Annotated in this window: 9 protein-coding genes and 2 pseudogenes; 7 read left to right on the forward strand and 4 right to left on the reverse strand. The window is 72.8% G+C overall.

The window, feature by feature from the left end; genetic code table 11:
- The first annotated feature begins 7 nt into the window (after positions 1-7).
- The gene (locus QQK22_RS15865) at positions 8-3,094 is read left to right on the forward strand and encodes a fibronectin type III domain-containing protein (protein ID WP_284251949.1); all 3,087 of its coding nucleotides are present in this window, start codon (positions 8-10) and stop codon (positions 3,092-3,094) included.
- Positions 3,095-3,169: 75 nt separating this feature from the next.
- Here the strand turns inward: QQK22_RS15865 and QQK22_RS15870 are convergent, their stop codons facing one another.
- The 4 genes and pseudogenes from QQK22_RS15870 to QQK22_RS18975 all read right to left on the reverse strand — a co-directional run.
- Positions 3,170-5,290: an alpha-glucuronidase gene (locus tag QQK22_RS15870; RefSeq protein ID WP_284251951.1), complete on the reverse strand. Its 2,121-nt coding sequence runs from the start codon at positions 5,288-5,290 to the stop codon at positions 3,170-3,172.
- A 62-nt stretch (positions 5,291-5,352) separates the two neighbouring features.
- Positions 5,353-6,720, reverse strand: coding sequence for a serine hydrolase domain-containing protein (locus tag QQK22_RS15875; protein WP_284251953.1), 1,368 nt, complete (start codon positions 6,718-6,720; stop codon positions 5,353-5,355).
- Positions 6,721-6,775: 55 nt separating this feature from the next.
- Entirely contained in the window at positions 6,776-7,570 is a 795-nt protein-coding gene (locus QQK22_RS15880; protein ID WP_348525612.1) for a substrate-binding domain-containing protein, read from the reverse strand.
- Between the two features lie 134 nt (positions 7,571-7,704).
- Positions 7,705-7,794: pseudogene (locus QQK22_RS18975) on the reverse strand (LacI family DNA-binding transcriptional regulator); the annotation flags it as partial.
- Between the two features lie 177 nt (positions 7,795-7,971).
- Between QQK22_RS18975 and QQK22_RS15885 the strand changes: the two are divergent.
- The 6 genes and pseudogenes from QQK22_RS15885 to QQK22_RS15910 form a co-directional block, all read left to right on the forward strand.
- A complete protein-coding gene (locus QQK22_RS15885) occupies positions 7,972-10,326 on the forward strand; it encodes a beta-xylosidase/alpha-l-arabinosidase (protein ID WP_284251954.1) in 2,355 nt (784 codons plus the stop codon).
- Positions 10,323-11,381 (forward strand): ABC transporter permease, encoded by a 1,059-nt coding sequence (locus QQK22_RS15890; protein ID WP_284251956.1) that lies wholly within the window; start codon positions 10,323-10,325, stop codon positions 11,379-11,381. Before QQK22_RS15885 ends, QQK22_RS15890 begins: the two co-directional genes overlap by 4 nt.
- Positions 11,382-11,415: 34 nt before the next feature.
- Positions 11,416-12,312 (forward strand): carbohydrate ABC transporter permease, encoded by an 897-nt coding sequence (locus tag QQK22_RS15895; RefSeq protein ID WP_284251958.1) that lies wholly within the window; start codon positions 11,416-11,418, stop codon positions 12,310-12,312.
- A gap of 127 nt (positions 12,313-12,439) precedes the next feature.
- On the forward strand, positions 12,440-14,035 hold the full coding sequence (locus QQK22_RS15900; RefSeq protein ID WP_284251960.1) for an ABC transporter substrate-binding protein: 1,596 nt from the start codon (positions 12,440-12,442) through the stop codon (positions 14,033-14,035).
- Positions 14,036-14,139: 104 nt separating this feature from the next.
- Entirely contained in the window at positions 14,140-16,392 is a 2,253-nt protein-coding gene (locus QQK22_RS15905) for a GH39 family glycosyl hydrolase (RefSeq protein ID WP_284251961.1), read from the forward strand.
- Positions 16,385-17,538 (forward strand): annotated as a pseudogene (locus QQK22_RS15910) (beta-galactosidase); the annotation flags it as partial. The gene QQK22_RS15905 and the pseudogene QQK22_RS15910, both read left to right, overlap by 8 nt.
- Positions 17,539-17,579 lie beyond the last annotated feature (41 nt).

The raw sequence follows: 17,579 nt of genomic DNA on the forward strand, positions 1-17,579 counted from the left end.
CCGCGTCGTGGACGCGGGGACGGTCTGGTCCTACCTCGATACCGGTGTCGACCCGGCCACGGGCGGCGACCTCGACGCCTGGGCCGCGCCCGACTTCGACGACGCGGCGTGGAAGAGCGCCACCGGCGCGTTCGGCGCCATGCGCAACGTCCACGAGAACCCGATCCACGGCCGCTTCGGCGTCGCCACCAAGCTCGAGCAGTACAAGCCCGGCACGACCACGAACGTCGAGACGTTCTTCCTGCGCACCCAGGTCGACCTGGACGCGGACGACCTCGACGGCGTCGGCTCCTTCACCGCCGACATCGCCTACGACGACGCCGTGCGCGTCTTCCTCAACGGCGAGTACGTCTGGGGCGGCCGGGACGACCGCTTCGACACCGGCGCCGCCACCAACATGCAGTACGTCGGCGGCAACGACTCCGCTCCGCGCGAGGAGACGTTCTCGATCGACGCCGAGCAGTTCGTCGAGGGCGAGAACACCATCGCCGTCGCGCTGCACAACACGAACGCCGGCAGCTCCGACATCTACCTGGACCTGCGCTCGCTCGAGGCCGTCGCGGCCCCGGACCCCGACGCGCCGAACCCCGTCACCGACCTCAAGCTCCAGCTCGGCTCGGACGACACGCAGCGCAACGTCGCGTGGATGACCGAGCGGGCGGGCGACGGCGTCGTGCAGTGGGCGCCCGCCGAGGCCATGACCGGCGAGGAGTTCCCCCTCGCGGCGGCCAGCACCAGCGCCACCGTCGCGTCCGGCCCCGCCTGGGACGGCCGCCACTACCACCACGCCGTCATCGACGGCCTCGAGCCCGAGCGCAGCTACGTCTACCGCGTGGGCACGGGTGACGCGAACGAGGGCGACTTCTCCGACGTCGCCACGCTGCGCACGTTCGCGAGCGACGACGGCTTCGACTTCCTGCTCATGGGTGACGCGCAGATCGGCGCCTCGGGCAATCGCGAGTCGGACGGCCGCGGCTGGCAGCGCACGCTCGACGTCGCGCAGGAGATGTTCCCGGACGCCGAATTCATCCACTCGGTCGGCGACCAGGTCGAGAGCCACACGAACTCCGAGGAGTACCGCCACTTCCTCGCGCCGGACAACCTGCGCGAGACCCCGCTGACGACCGTGATCGGCAACCACGACAACTTCACGCCGGCCTACCGCCAGCAGTTCTTCGACCCCAACGTCGACGAGAGCTACGGCAACGACGGCAACTCCGGCCACTCCAACGGCAACAGCTGGTTCATCTACGACGACACCCTGGTGATGAACCTCAACTCCAACACGCTCTACGACACCTCCTCCTGGCCCACGCACGTGGAGTTCGTGCGCAAGACGATGGCCGAGCAGGGCGACCGCGCCCGCTGGCACGTCGCCACGCTCCACCACTCGCTGTTCTCGGTCGCCAACCACTCGACCAACCAGCAGGTCGTCACGATGCGCAACAACCTGGCGCCCGCGTTCTCCGAGCTCGGCGTCGACGTCGTGCTCTCGGGCCACGACCACTCCTACGCCCGCACGAAGGTCCTCCAGGGCCGCGAGCCGATCGACTGGCCCGGCACGGACGAGGTCTACCCGCAGGAGGGGCAGACGGTCTACGTGACGGCGAACTCCTCCTCGGGCAGCAAGTACTACAACCCGCGCCCGGCCCAGCAGATCGCCGACGCCGACCCGAACGGCTACGACTACATCGAGCGCCGCTGGCAGGAGTACACGCCGAGCTTCTCCCACATCCAGGTGCGCGACGACGCCATGACCGTCACCACCTACGAGACCGCCCGCCGCACCGTGGTCGACGAGGTCACGATCCACCTCCCGGGCACCCCGGCGCCCGACCCCTCCACGATCCCCGCGACGCCGGACCCGCTGCCGTTCCCGGCCGCACCGGCCCCGCTGACGGAGTTCGACGACGAGACGTGGGGCGAGGTCGTGTTCGACGACGACTTCAGCGCCGACCGCCTCGCGGAGTACACGGTCTACGGCGGCCAGACGGAGTCCGTCTCGGAGCTCGGCGTCGACACCGACCGCGGCCTGCTCACCTCGACCTCCGCGGGACGCGCCTGGACGCAGCTCGCGCTCCCGACCGCGGCCGGTCAGGAGTTCGCGCTGATCGTCGAGCCGGAGACCTTCCTGCCGGGCACCACCGGCGAGAACAGCCTGTTCCTCGGTCTCACGAACGGTCCGGCCAGCCGCACGCACAGCTGGTACAACCACAACCGGGGCGCGACGAACTTCGACGTGCAGGTCAGCGGCTGGGGCTACGGCTCCGGCGTCGGCGACCAGAGCGTGCGCTGGGAGAGCGGCGACCGGATGGCTGCCGTGATGCGCGACGGCGAGCTGAGCTCCTGGATCGAGAAGGACGGCGAGTGGAGCCGGCTCTCGGCCACGAACGTCTACCCGAAGATGTCGGTCGAGGAGGCCGAGGGCTGGGCGCCGACCCTGAGCCTGCGCCACGAGGCCGGCACGCTCGAGATCGACCGCGTCACGCTGCTGCGCCCGGAGCCGTCGCCGAGCGATCTGCTCAGCGACGTCGACCGGTACAACCAGTTCCACACCGAGATCGCGTGGCTGGTGGACGCCGGGATCGCGACCGGGTGGGACAACGGGGACGGCACCGCCTCCTACCGCCCGCTCGCCGACATCAACCGCGACGCGATGGCGGCGTTCCTGTACCGCAAGGCCGGCTCGCCCGACGTCGAGCTCCCCGCGATCTCTCCGTTCACCGACGTGGCGCCCGACAACCAGTTCTACGAGGAGATCGTGTGGCTGGCGCAGGAGGGCATCTCCACCGGGTGGGACAACGGCGACGGCACGGCGTCGTTCCGACCGCTCGAGCCGATCGCGCGTGACGCGATGGCGGCCTTCCTGCACCGCGAGGCCGGTTCGCCCGACGTCGCGGTGCCCACGACGTCGCCGTTCGCGGACGTGACCCCGGCCACGCAGTTCTACGCGGAGATCACCTGGATGCAGCAGTCCGGCATCGCGCAGGGCTGGGCCGGCAACGACGGGCGGGCCTACTACGCGCCGCTCGCGCCCGTCGCGCGCGACGCGATGGCCGCGTTCCTGCACCGGGCGGTGCACGGCGCGAGCTGACACCGGGTCGACACAGGAGCCGGCACGACGACGCCGGTGCGCACCCGATCAGGGGTGCGCACCGGCGTCGTCGCCTCAGTAGATCGTCCGCCCGCTCGCGTCCGGCACCCCGGAGCGGCGGAAGAACGCGCTGCGCACCTGGTCGCGCCACTCCACGGCGCTGCGACGCTGCTCGGCGAGGCGCTCGCGCACCCGCGCGTCGAACGCGGCGGGCAGCGCACCGCCGACCAGGTCGGACAGCGACGACCACGCCTCCTCCACCTCGGTGAGCTGCTCGACGGCGTCGGCGCGCGAGTCGTACACGTGCTGGATCACGGTGGCTCCCGAGTGCAGCACGTGGCCGTAGGGCACGTGGTGGAAGAACAGCAGCAGCTCGTCCGGGCAGGTCTCCACCGACTCGTACACGTCGCGCCAGGGCGCCGGGTACTGGCCCGTGTAGCCCGTGCCGCTCGCGCGCGTCCGGTCGACGCCGATGCCGTCGCGGTCGGCGAAGTGGTAGGTGCCCCACGGCGAGTACTCGTACCCGTCGACCGCCGGACCGTAGTGGTCGCCCGGGTTGACCATGAAGCACACCCCCAGCGGCGCCGTGTAGCCCTCGTACCGGCGCCAGGAGTCGTCCATCACGCGGTGCAGCACGTCGCGCAGGCGGCGCAGCGCGGCGTCGTCGGCCGCCGCGAAGGTCAGCGCGATCCACTCGTCCAGCACGTCGGTCGCGGCCAGGGTCGGGTCCCACGCGAGGCGACCGAACGCGTACAGGTTCGCCTGGGCGAGCGGGTGGCCGGTCCAGAACTCGTCCGCACCCACGTTGGAGACCGCGGCGACGCCGCCCGCGGGGTTGCTCCCGTCCTGCCCGGCGACGATCTGCGCGACCGTGCGCGCGCCGTCGAGCCGGAAGCCCAGGATCTCCTCCCACCAGGGCCCGAGCCAGCACACGTGCCGCTGCTGCCCCGTGTACTCCTGCGTCACCTGCAGCTCGAGCGCGACCCGCGTGCGCGGCATCGCCGCGAGCACGGGTGAGACCGGCTCGCGCACCTGGAAGTCGAGGGGCCCGTGCTTGACCTGGAGCACGACGTTCGGCTCGAATTCGCCGTCGAGCGGTGTGAAGTGGTCGTGCGCGGCCCGCGCCCGGTCGGTGCGGCGGTCGCGCCAGTCCTGGTGGTGGTCGTAGACGAACGCACGCCACACCAGCGTCCCGCCGTGCGGGGCGAGCGCGCGGGCGAGGAGGTTCGCGCCGTCGGCGTGCGTGCGACCGTAGGCGAACGGCCCCGGCTGCCCCTCGGAGTCGGCCTTGACCACGAAGCCCCCGAAGTCGGGGACCGCCGCGTACACGCGCGCGACGGCGTCCGCCCACCACGCGGCGACGGCGGGGTCCAGCGGATCGGCCGTGTCGAGGTCCCCGAGCAGCACGGGCGCGCCGAACGAGACCGCCAGGTGGGTCGTGATCCCGTGCGCGCGCAGCTCGGCCGCGATGCGGGCGACGCCGTCGAGGTCGTCGGTCAGCAGCTGCGCCTCGCGCGCGTGCACGTTGACGTTGTTGATGCACACGTCGTCGACGCCGGTGGCCGCCAGGAGCCGCGCGTAGGCGCGGACGCGGGAGAGGTCGGCGCGCACCTCGCCCGCGGCGTAGAAGATCGAGCCGCCCGCGTAGCCGCGCTCGACCTGCCCCATCACCGGGTGCACGGCCACGTTGTCCCAGTGGTCCAGCACGCGTATCGGCTGCAGCGGTGCCGAGGTCGTGACGGCGTCCGCGGCGCCACCGCGGGCGTCCGCGTCGCCGCCACGCAGCCGCGCCACGGCGCGCTCGCGCACCACCGCCCAGAACCCGTGCAGCGCGGCGACGTCGTCCGCCCCGAGCACCACGGTGCGCCCGGCCTCGCGGACGACGGCGTAGCCGTGCGCCGGCGGCTGCGTCAGGTCACCCGCCAGCCCGAGCTCGGCGGCGGTCGCGACGGCGTCGCGCACCGCCACCACGAGGTCGGCGCGGTCGGGCGGGGCGACGGGGGCGCCGTCGAGCTCCGCGCGGATCGTGTCGGCGCGACCGGTGCCCAGCACCGCGACGGTGCCGGTGCGGACGAGGTCGAGCGCGGCGTCGGGCAGCCACGCCGGGTGCGGTGAGGCGAACGGGGCGGGGGAGGGGGTGGTCGCGATGGTCTTCCGGGAGGGGCGGGACGGGGTGACGGCGGTGTCGGGTGTCATGGCTCCGGGGGCGTGCGGTCGGGGAGGGGTGAGGTGGGTCAGGGGTTCGGGAGCGGATGCGCTCAGGGCAGGACGGGCGCTGGACGTGCGAGCTCCGGCGGCACGGTCAGCGCGGACGGCGAGGCGTCCCACAGCGGGGTGGTGTGCCAGTGCGCGGTCAGGGCGCCGGCGGGGTCGCGGTGCAGGATCAGCCGGTGCGGGGAGGTGGGGACGACGACGTGCGCGCGGACGCCGCCGTCGGGCAGCCGCTCGCCGCGCGCGGCGAGGACGAGCACGTCGTCGCCGCGCGGCAGCACCGCGTGGTGCCAGCCGTGGGCGGGCACCGGCACGGCCGGTCCCGCCGCGTCGCCGAGGCTGAGCAGCCACCCGTCGCCCTCGGCGGCCTCGCGCAGCGTCCAGCTACCGAGCGCGTCGAGGTCGACGGCGTCCCCCGCCGCGAGCGCGTCCCGCGCGTCCCACGAGTCGAGCGACGACGTCCGTTCCGCGAGCGCGCGGGCGGCGTCGTCGTCGGGCTCGAGCGGGTGGTCGGCGAGCGTACCCAGGAGGCGCCAGCACGCCGCGAGCGTGCGCTCCACGTCGGTGCTCGCGCCGAGGATCGCGACGACGAGGCCGCGTTCCGGCACGGCGACGCCGAGCTGGCCGTAGGCGCCGTCGAGCCGGAACCCGTGCGTGCTGCGCCACACGTGGAGCCCGTAGCCGCGCGACCAGTCGGCGGCGCTCTCGCCCACCACCGGGGCGACGTCGTCGGTCATCTCGCGGACGAACCACGCCGGGACGACCTGACGCCCGTGCCACACCCCGCCCCGGGCGAGCAGCAGCGTGAGGCGCGCGAGGTCGCCCGCGGTGAGGTGCAGACCCGAGTAGCCCTGGTCGAGGTCGCCGGCCGGGCGCCACCACCGCGGCCCGATCCCGAGCGGCGCCAGGATCCGCGGCCCGGCGACGTCGCCGAGCCGCTCACCGGTCAGGCGCGTGACGAGCGCGGAGAGCACGAGCGAGGCGGGGGAGCTGTAGGCGACGTGACCGGGGGCGTGCCGGGGCGGCGTACCCAGGAGCGCCGCCACCGTGAGCGGCATCGCCAGGGTCTGCTCGCGGTCGTGGCCCGTGCGCATGCCGAGGAGCTGCCGCACGGTCAGGTGGTGGGGGTCGGCGACGCCGAGGTGCGGGCCGACGGCGTCGTCGAGACCGAGGAGGCCGTCGTCGGCCAGCAGGCCGATCGCGAGCGCGGTGACCGTCTTGGAGGCCGAGTAGACGAGGGCCGGATGGTCACCCGACCACGGGCGCCACGCGGTATCGAGCACGACGTCGCCGTGGCGCACGACGACGAGCGCGTGCGGGTCGAGCCCTCCGGCAGAGAGGTCCTCGACCAGGTCCAGCAGCGCGCGCTCGGGGACGCCGCGGGACGACGGCGTCGCGCGGGGCGGGTGGGGCATCGGTGCTCCTGGGGTGGGCGGATCCGGCGTCGGACGAGTCAGGGGGCCGGCGGGGTCAGGGGGTGGCCGGCGGCGCGGTCGAGGAGCGCACGACGAGCTCGGTGCCGAGCTCCACGCGCGTCGACGCCGGCACTCCGCCGTCGGAGAGGGTGAGCAGCATCTGCGTCGCGAGCGCGGCCATCTCGCGCAGCGGCTGGTTCACGGTGGTGATGGCCGGGTCGAACCACCGCGAGATCGACAGGTTGTCGTAGCCCACGACCGAGAGGTCCTCGGGGATGCGCAGCCCGAGCTCGCGCGCGGCGCGCATCACGCCGAGGGCCTGGTAGTCCGAACCCGCGAAGATCGCGGTCGGGCGGTCGGGGCGGCTCAGCAGCTCGCGGCCGTGGAGGTAGCCGCCGTCGGCGTCGAAGTCGCCCCACCGCACCAGCGAGGGGTCGCGGGGCAGCCGCACCTCGTCGTGCGCGGAGCGGTAGCCGTCGACGCGGGCGCGCGAGCACAGCACGTCCTCCGGGCCCGAGACGACGGCGATCCGCCGGTGACCGAGGCCCACGAGGTGCCGCGTGGCGGCGAGACCGCCGTTCCAGTTGTTGGACCCGACGGTCGGTACGCCGGGGGCGGCTCGCCCTGCGTGTCGAGCACGACGAACGGGATCGAGCGCGAGCTGAGCTGGTGGCGCTGGGTCTCGTCGAGGCTCGAGAGGACGAGCAGCACCCCGAGCGGCCGGCGGGCCATCACGTCGTCGATCCACTCCTGCGGCGGGCGGTGCGATCCACCGAGCTCCGAGAGCACGACGCCGATCCGCTGCTGCCCGCAGACGTGCTCGACGCCGGAGATGATCTCCTGCGCCCACAGGTTCTCGGCCTCGTGGAAGACGAGGTCGAGCAGGCGGGGACCGCCACCGCCGGGGGTGCCCGCCACCGGCTTGCGGTAGCGGTGCCGGGCGAGCGCCTCCTCGACGCGGGTGCGCGTGGCGGGGGCGACGTCGAGCCGGCCGTTCAGCACCTTGGAGACGGTGGGGACGGAGACGCCGACCTCGCGGGCGATGGCGGCGATCGTGGGACGACCCTGAGCCACGGAGAACCTTCCTTCGAAAGTGTCGCCCAGCGTAGGGCATCGCGGTGGCGCCTGGTGACGGTTCAGCCTCGAATCGCGTCGGGGCTTGACGTGACGGCGCTCACCTTCGTACGGTGTCGAGCCTAAAGGTATCGGAGCCGATACCGAAATGTTTCGACCACACCGAAGTGGGGACGCATGAATCAGGTGACACCGTCCGGCCCCTGGCAGGACACCTCGCTGAGCACGGCCGCGAGGGTCGAGGCCCTCGTGGCCGCGATGACCCTCGAGGAGAAGGTCAGCCAGCTCGTGGGGCTGTGGGTCGGGGCGGACGCCTCCGGCGGGGACGTCGCGCCGCACCAGGGCGACATGACGCAGCACGGTCCGGAGCTCGCCGACGTCATCGTCGACGGGCTCGGCCAGCTGACGCGCCCCTTCGGCACGGCACCGGTCGAGCCGGAGCTCGGCGCCCGGTCGCTCGCCCGCTCGCAGCGCGCCGTGATGGCCGCCAACCGGTTCGGGATCCCGGCCCAGGTGCACGAGGAGTGCCTGGCCGGATTCGCCGCATGGCGTGCCACCGCCTACCCCGTCCCGCTGTCCTGGGGCGCCACGTTCCACCCCGAGCTGGTGCAGGAGATGGCGGGCGCGATCGGGGCGTCGATGCGCTCGGTCGGCGTCCACCAAGGCCTCGCGCCCGTCCTCGACGTCGTGCGCGACTACCGCTGGGGCCGCGTCGAGGAGACGGTCGGCGAGGACCCCTACCTGGTGGGCACCATCGGTGCCGGCTACGTGCGTGGGCTCGAGGGCGCGGGCGTCGTCGCCACCCTCAAGCACTTCGCCGGCTACTCCGGATCCCGCGCCGGCCGCAACCACGCCCCCGTCTCGGCCGGTCCGCGCGAGATGCAGGAGGTCTTCTACCCGCCGTTCGAGGCCGCGCTGCGCGAGGGCGGCGCCCGCTCGGTCATGAACTCCTACGCCGAGGTGGACGGCGTGCCCGCCGCGGCCGACGAGCAGCTGCTGACCACGCTGCTGCGGCAGGAGTGGGGTTTCGCCGGCACGGTCGTGGCCGACTACTTCGCGGTGGCCTTCCTGCGCACGCTGCACCGCGTGGCCGCGACCGACGGCGAGGCCGCGGCCCTCGCGCTCACCGCGGGTATCGACGTCGAGCTGCCCTCGGTGCACGCCTACGGCGAGCCCCTGCTCGCGGCCCTGCGCGACGGTCTCGTCGGCACCGAGACGGTCGACCGCGCGCTGCGGCGCGTGCTGACGCAGAAGATCGAGCTCGGGCTGCTCGACCCGGGCTGGACGCCGGAGGTCGACGGCGCGATCGACCTCGACCCGCCCGCGCACCGCGCCCTGGCGCTCGAGCTGGCCCGCGAGGCCGTCGTGCTCCTCGCGAACGACGGCGGCGCGCTGCCGCTGCGCCCGGGCGCGCGGCTGGCCGTCGTCGGCCCGCTGGCGGACGACCCGTACGCGATGCTCGGCTGCTACTCCTTCCCCGCCCACGTCGGCGTGCACCACCCGCACCAGGAGGTCGGGATCGAGATCCCCACGGTGCTCGCGGAGCTGCGGCGGCAGCACGACGGCGAGGTCACCCACGCCCCCGGGTGCGACGTGAAGGCCCCGGGGCGGGAGGGCTTCGCCGACGCGGTGGCGCGGGCGAGCGAGGCCGACGTCGCCGTCGTCGTGGTCGGTGACCAGGCCGGGCTGTTCGGCCGCGGCACCTCGGGCGAGGGGTGCGACGCCGCCGACCTGCGCCTGCCCGGTGAGCAGCACGCGCTCGTGGAGGCGGTCCTGGGGACCGGGACCCCGGTGGTCGTGCTCGCGCTCGCCGGCCGCCCCTACGCCTTCGGCGCGTTCGCGGACCGCGCGGCCGCGATCGTGCAGACGTTCTTCCCCGGCCAGGCCGGCGGCACCGCGATCGCCGAGGTTCTCACGGGCGCGGTCAACCCCTCGGGCCACCTCCCGGTCGGCGTCCCGCGCGATCCCGGCTCGCAGCCCTCGACCTACCTCGCCCCGCCCTACGGCCTGCGCACCGAGGTCTCCAACCTCGACCCGACGCCGCTGTACCCGTTCGGCCACGGCCGCTCCTACGCCGAGGCGACGTGGGGCGAGGTGACCGCGTCCGCCGACACGTGGGCGGTCGACGGTGAGGTCGAGGTGAGCGTGCAGGTCGCCAACGCCACCGGCCGCGAGGTCGCCGACGTCGTCCAGCTCTACCTGCACGACCCGGTGGCCGAGGTGCCGCGGCCCGACGTCCGGCTCGTCGGCTACCAGCGCGTGATGCTGGCGGCGGGCGAGGAGGCCGCGGTCACCTTCCGGGTGCACGCGGACCTCGCCTCCTACGTCGGACGCGCCGGCGACCGGATCGTCGACCCCGGCGCCGTCGAGCTGCGCGTGTCACGGTCCAGCGCGGACGTGCACGCGACCCTCCCGCTGGAGATGGTCGGGCGACGACGGCGCACGGGTGCCGCCCGTCGCCTCACGACCGTCTCCTCCGCCGTCGTCCTCGCGGCCGGTGCCGACCCGACGCTGGAGGTGGTCCCGGCATGACCACCACCGAGCCCGAGGCGGCCACCCGCGCCGGCGCCCCCGCGGCGCCCGGCTCGGCGCCCGCCGTCGCCGTCGACGCGGGTGCGCGCCGACCGCGCGTGCTGCGCCGCGGCGGCCGTGGCGGCGGGAACGGCGACGGTGCGCCGGTCGCACGCCTGACGTGGCGCCGGGCGCTGCGCCGCGACTGGCAGCTCTACACGTTCCTGATCGTGCCCCTGGTCTTCCTGCTCGTGTTCCGCTACCTGCCGATGGCGGGGAACATCATCGCGTTCCGCCGGTTCCGCCCGGGGAGCTCGATCTTCGGCGACGAGTGGGTGGGGCTGTACTACTTCGAGGCGTTCATCACCAACCAGCAGTTCTGGTCGGTGTTCTGGAACACCGTGATCCTCGGCGGGCTCACGCTCGCGATCTGCTTCCCGCTCCCGATCGTGCTCGCGCTCATGTTGAACGAGCTGCGCTCGCGCCGGTACAAGCGGCTCGTGCAGACGATCTCCTACCTGCCGCACTTCATGTCGATCGTCATCGTGGCCGGCCTCGTGATGCAGCTGACCGCGGTCAACGGCACCGTGAACCAGATCGTCGAGGCCTTCGGTGGCGACGCGGTCAGCTTCATGCAGCGGCCGGACTGGTTCCGCTCCATCTACGTCTCCTCCGAGGTGTGGCAGACGGTCGGCTGGGGGACGATCCTCTACCTGGCGGCGCTGACGACCATCGACCAGCAGCTCTACGAGGCGGCGCGCATCGACGGCGCCAACCGGTGGAAGCAGACCTGGCACATCACGCTGCCGGGCATCCGCCCCACGATGATGGTCCTCCTCATCCTGAACATCGGCTCCTTCATGGCGGTCGGTTTCGAGAAGGTCCTGCTGCTGCAGAACCCGCTCATCTACTCAACGGCCGACGTCATCTCCACCTATCTCTACCGCGTGGGCATCCAGTCGGCCCAGTTCTCCTACGGCACCGCGATCGGCCTGTTCGAGGCCCTGATCGGACTGGTGCTCGTCCTCACCGCGAACGGGATCTCGCGCCGCGTGACAGGAGCTTCGCTGTGGTGACCGAGCAGATGACCCCGGACCCGACCTGGGTGCCGTGCGCCGCGAGGGTGGTGCGCTGCGGGACGGGCGCGGCTACCGCGTCTTCCGCGTGGTCAACGCCGCCGCGCTCGCCGCGGTGTGCCTCGTGACCCTGTACCCGTTCGTGAACCTGGTGGCGAAGGCCTTCTCCTCGGAGGGGTTCATCGCGGCCGGCGAGGTCAACCTGATCCCGCGCGGGTTCAACACCGCGACCTTCGCGGCCGTGATGGGCGACCCGCTGTTCTGGACGAACTACCGCAACACGGTCGTCTACACCGTGCTCGGCACGCTCATCGCGATGGCGATCACCACCACCTACGCCTACGCGATCAGCCGCAGCCACCTCAAGGGCCGGTCGTTCTTCATCGGCATCGCGGTGTTCACGATGTTCTTCAGCGGCGGCCTGATCCCGAACTACGTGCTCGTGGCGAACGTGCTCGGCTGGCGCAACTCCATGTGGGCCATCGTCGTGCCCGGTGCGCTGTCGGTCTTCAACCTGCTCGTCATGAAGTCGTTCTTCGAGAACTTCCCGGCCGAGCTCGAGGAGGCGGCGGCGATCGACGGGCTGTCCACCTACGGCGTCTTCGCCCGGATCGTGCTGCCGCTGTCGAAGGCGGTGCTCGCGACGATGACGCTGTTCTACGCCGTCGGGCTGTGGAACTCCTGGTTCAGCGCGTTCCTGTACCTGGACGACAAGGAGCTCTTCCCCGTCACGGTCTACCTGCGCAACCTGATCGCCGCCGCCACGGGCACGGAGTCCGTCACGGGCGGCGCGGGCGGCGACGCCGTCCAGATCGGCGCGAACATCCAGTCGGTCACGATGCTGCTCACCGTGCTGCCGATCATCTGCTTCTACCCGTTCATCCAGAGGTACTTCGTCTCGGGCGTGATGCTCGGGTCGGTCAAGGGATGAGCGCCTCCTCACGCGCCCGCCGGGCGCACCACTCGAAGGTCAACTCGAAGGAGAGAACCATGGGAAAGACCCGCTCACGCGTGACGACGGCGATCGCCGTCGCGACGGTGACGGCAGTGCTGGCGGCGTGCTCGGGGGCGGCGGCAACGGTGGTGGTGGGGTCGACGGCGAACCCGGCGTCATCGACGAGGCGCAGTCGGTCGGTGCGATGGACGACTACGCGGCGGGGACGACGTTCCGCGCCACCGAGCCGGTCGAGTTCTCGCTGATGTACCGCGACCACCCCAACTACCCGGTCCAGGCGAGCTGGCTGGCGTTCGAGCAGCTCGCCGCCGAGCAGAACGTCTCCTTCAGCCGCACCGACGTCTCGCTCGCCGACTGGGACCAGCGCAAGGCGCTGCTCATCGGCGCCGGTGACGCCTCCGAGCTGATCCCGGTGACCTACCCCGGTCAGGAGGTCCAGTTCGTCAGCGGTGGGGCCCTGCTGCCCGTCTCGGACTACCTCGAGCACATGCCGAACTACACCCAGAAGGTCGCCGACTGGGGTCTCGAGGAGGAGATCGAGTCGCAGCTGCGCCAGGCCGACGGCAAGTACTACCTGCTGCCGGGGCTGCGGGAGATCCCCGACGTGCAGTACTCCGTCGCGATCCGCGAGGACCTGTTCGAGGCCGCCGGCGTCACGCAGGACCCGGCGGACTGGGACGAGTTCGCGGAGCAGCTCGCCCAGGTCGACGCCGCCAACCCCGACCTGTCCTACGTCTGGTCCGACCGGTGGACCGACACCACGCCGCTCGGGGCCACCCTCAACTTCATGTCGCCGAGCTTCGGCACCTCGGGCGGCTGGGGCTACGACAACCGCTGGTACGACGAGGGTTCCGGCGAGTTCGTGCTCACCGGCACCACGGACGCCTACCGCGACATGCTCACCTACCTCGCCGGCCTGGTCTCCGACGGCCTGCTCGACCCCGAGATCACGCAGAGCGACGACCAGGCGATCGCCAAGTTCGTCTCGGGCCAGACCGCCGCGATCGGTGGGAACACGCAGGAGATCACCGCCTACCGCACGCAGATCGCCGAGAGCGGGCAGGACGTGCCGATCCGTCTCATCACGATCCCGGGCGGCCCCTACGGCGACTACCTCGCCGGGAGCCAGCTCTCCTCGGGCCTGATGATCTCGAGCTCGGCGGCGCAGCAGCCGCACTTCAAGGCGATGCTGCAGTTCGTCGACTGGCTCTACTACTCCGACGAGGGCATCGAGTTCGCGCAGTGGGGCGTGGAGGGCGAGACCTACACGAAGGACGCCGACGGCACGCGCACGCTGCTGCCGACCATCGGCTGGAACGCCCTGAACCCCGACGCGCCCGAGCGACTGAACGCCGACTACGGCTTCAGCAACGGCGTCTTCCTGCTCGCCAACGGTTCCACCACGGACCTGCTGCAGTCGGTGATGTCGGAGGAGATCCGGGAGTGGACCGACGAGGTGCTCGCGGGCAAGGAGACCCTGCCGGTGGCACCGACGCCGCAGCTCGAGGAGCTCGAGCTCGAGCAGACCTCCCTGCTGGACACCCAGATCGGTGACGCCGTCCAGGCGGCCACCGCGGCGTTCATCACCGGGCAGCGGTCCCTGGACACCTGGGACGCCTACGTCACCGAGATCGAGGGTCTGGGTGCCACGCAGCTGATCGAGACCTACAACACCGCGCTCGAGCGGCAGGAGGGCTGATCGGGCGGCGTCGCCCGGCCGGTCGCCCACCGCACCCGGCCGGGCGGCGCCGTCGCCCCACCCAGCCCCGCCCCGCCCCGCCGCTCCAGCGCCCGAGGAGACCCATGACCGTCGTCGTCCCCACCCTCCCCACCGGCACGCTCCCGCCCGCCTGGCGCGCGTGCGTCGGCACGGGGCGCACGCGCGAGGTGCTGCACGCCGACTACCGCGACTCCCTCGCGCTCGTGCAGCGCGAGATCGGTTTCGGCGCCGTGCGGGCCCACGGGATCCTGCACGACGACATGGGTCTGGTGCGCCGCCACGGCCACGACGGCGAGGCCGCCACCCGGTACGCGTTCGGCTACCTCGACCTCGTGATCGACACCTGGCTCGAGGCGGGCGTCGACCCGTTCCTCGAGCTCGGGTTCATGCCGCAGGACCTCGCCTCGGGGACCGACACGGTCTTCTGGTGGCAGGGCAACATCACCCCGCCGAGCGATCCGCGCGCGTGGGCCGACCTCGTGCGGGCGCTGCTGCGCCACCTGATCGCCCGCTACGGGATCGAGCGCGTGCGCACCTGGCCCGTGGAGGTCTGGAACGAACCGAACCTGCCGGTGTTCTGGAGCGGGAGCGAGGCGGACTACCACGACCTGTACGAGGTCACGGCGCACGCGGTGAAGGAGGTCGACGCCGAGATCGCCGTGGGCGGTCCGGCGATCTCGCCCGGCGCCGACGACTGGCTGCCGAGGTTCGCCGACGTCGTCGAGCGCCGCGGCATCCCGTGCGACTTCGTCAGCAAGCACGCCTACACGACCGGCCCGGCGCAGCACGTGCCGTTCGGCACCTACCAGACGCTGCGCGGACCGGAGCAGCTCCTGGCCCAGCTCGCGACGCCGCGCACGCTCCTGGCCGGCACGGCCCTGGCCGGCCTCCCGGTGCACATCACCGAGTTCTCCTCCTCCTACCGCCCCGACAACCCGATCCACGACACCGCGTACCAGGCCGCGTACCTCGCTCCCGTGCTCGCCGCCGGCGGCGACGTCGTCGACTCGCTGTCCTACTGGACGCTGTGCGACGTCTTCGAGGAGGTCGGCATCCCCACGGCGCCGCTGCACGGCGGGTTCGGGCTGCTCGGCCACCGGCAGCTGCGCAAGCCGGCGTTCCACCTCTACGCCTTCATGGCGCGGCTCGGCACCGAGGTGCTGGCGCGGGGGAGGACCACCTCGTCACGCGTCACCCCGACGGCAGGATCGCCGCGCTGCTGTGGCAGCCGGTCGACCCCGAGGCGCTCGCGACGGCAGGGCACCGGGTCCGCCTGGACGTCCCGGTGGCCGGGGCAGAGGCCGGGGAGGCGGTCGAGTCGGCGAGGCGTGGGTCGCGGAGCGTCACGTCGACGCCGAGCGCGGCAACGTCCGCACCGCCTGGCAGGCCATGGGCTCGCCCCTCGCGCCGACCTCCAGAGCCACCGACGACCTGCACGCGGCGTCCGAACCGGCGTTCGTCGGCCGCGCCGTCCCCGTGCGCGAGGGCCGCGTGCACCTCGACGTCGCGCTCGGCCGGCACGGCGTCGCGCTGGTCGAGGTCTCTCCCACCGACCCGCAGCACGCCCCGTGGCTCGACGACGCGCGGCTGCTCGGGCTCGACCCGGCCGGGCAGGTGGCACGGTGAGCGCCGTGACACCCGGTGCTTCGCGCGGTGCGACGGGCGCCGAGGAGGTCGGCCGCGGTCCGCTGTCCCGCGTCGCGGCCGTGGTCTACCGCCACGTCACCCTCACCGCGCTGATCGCGCTCACCACACTGCCGGGCGCCGCCCTCGCGTTCGCGCTCCACCGCGACGCCTCCAACATCCCGCTGTACGTGCTCGCGCTCGTGCCGCTCGCCCCGGCGCTCTCGGCGGGGCTGTACGCGCAGCGGTCCTGGGAGCGCGACGACGACCAGCGGCCCGCGCTGCCGTTCTGGCGGGGCTACCGCCGCAACCTCGGGGACGTGCTGCGGTGGTGGCTGCCGGTCCTCGCCGTCGGCACGGTCCTCGCCGTCAACCTCGCCGGCGCGCGAGCGGTGCCCGGGGGTGCGGCACTCGTGCCGCTCACCCTCGTGCTGCTGGTCGTGCTCGTCCTGGTCTGCGCGCACCTGCTCGTGATCACGTCCGTGCTGCGCTTCCGCACGCGGGACGCCGTGCGCATCGCGCTCGGCGGGCTCGCCCGCCACTGGCGCTTCGCCGTCGCCGTCCTCTGCCTGCTGCTCGTCGCGGCGGCGCTGGTCGCGACGACGTGGGACGCCGCGCTCGTGCTCGCCTCCGGCGTCCTGCTCGCCATGCTCCGCCCGTTCACCCGCCCCGTCGTCGACGACGTCACCGAGAGGTTCACCGCTCGTGCCTGATCCCCGCACCGCCCCGCGCACCCCCGCGCCCGCACCGACACCCGCCGTCCTGCCTGCGACGCGGGGGATCGCCTTCGGCGGCGACTACAACCCCGAGCAGTGGGGCAAGGACGTCTGGGACGCCGACCACGAGGCGTTCGACGCCGCGCGCATCACCACCCTGACGGTCGGGGTCTTCATCTGGTCGCTCACGCAGCCGGCGGAGGACGTCTTCGACTTCACCGTGCTCGACGAGATCGTGCAGCGCGCCGCGGACGAGGGCCGCACCATCTGCCTCGCCACCGGCACCGGGGCGCTCTCGCCGTGGATCGCCCGCGCGCACCCGGAGGTCACGCGCGTGGACTTCGAGGGTCGGCGCCACCTGTACGGCCAGCGGCACAACGCGTGCTGGAGCTCACCGCAGTTCCGGCGGCTCGCGGCAGGGATCGCGGGGAGGGTCGCGGAGCGGTACGCGGACAACCCCGCCGTCGTCGCCTGGCACATCGGCAACGAGTACGGGGGCGACGGCGGCGCCTGCTACTGCGACCTCTGCGCCGCGGAGTTCCGGCTCTGGCTGCAGCGGCGCTACGGCACGCTCGACGAGCTGAACGAGGCCTGGAACACCACCTTCTGGTCCCACCGGTTCACCGACTGGGAGGAGATCGTCCCGCCCAGCGCGCTCTCGGAGCACTGGAAGGGTCGCGGGCACACCGCCTTCCAGGGCATCACGCTCGACTACTACCGCTTCACCACCGACAACGCGATCCGGCAGTACACCGAGGAGCGGGCGGCGATCCGCGAGCACTCCGACCTCCCCACCACCACGAACTTCATGGGCTTCTTCCAGCCGCTGGACTACCACCGGTGGGCGCCGCACCTGGACTTCGCCTCGTGGGACAACTACCCCCGCGCAGCGACGAGCCGTGGCGCACCGCGATCACGCACGACCTCATGCGGGGCCTGAAGGACGGCGCCCCGTTCTGGCTGATGGAGCAGACCCCGACCGTGACGGCCTCGCGCGACGTCAACCCCGTGCGCCGGCCGGGCATCAACCGGCTGTGGTCCTGGCAGGCCGTGGCCCACGGTTCGGACTCGGTCCTGTACTTCCAGATGCGCGCCTCCCGCGGCGCGTGCGAGATGACCCACGGCGCCGTGCTCGACCACTCCGGTCGGCTGGACACGCGCGCGTTCCGCGAGACCGCCGGCCT

Origin of the sequence: Litorihabitans aurantiacus (assembly GCF_030161595.1) — a bacterium.
Classification (GTDB): domain Bacteria; phylum Actinomycetota; class Actinomycetes; order Actinomycetales; family Beutenbergiaceae; genus Litorihabitans; species Litorihabitans aurantiacus.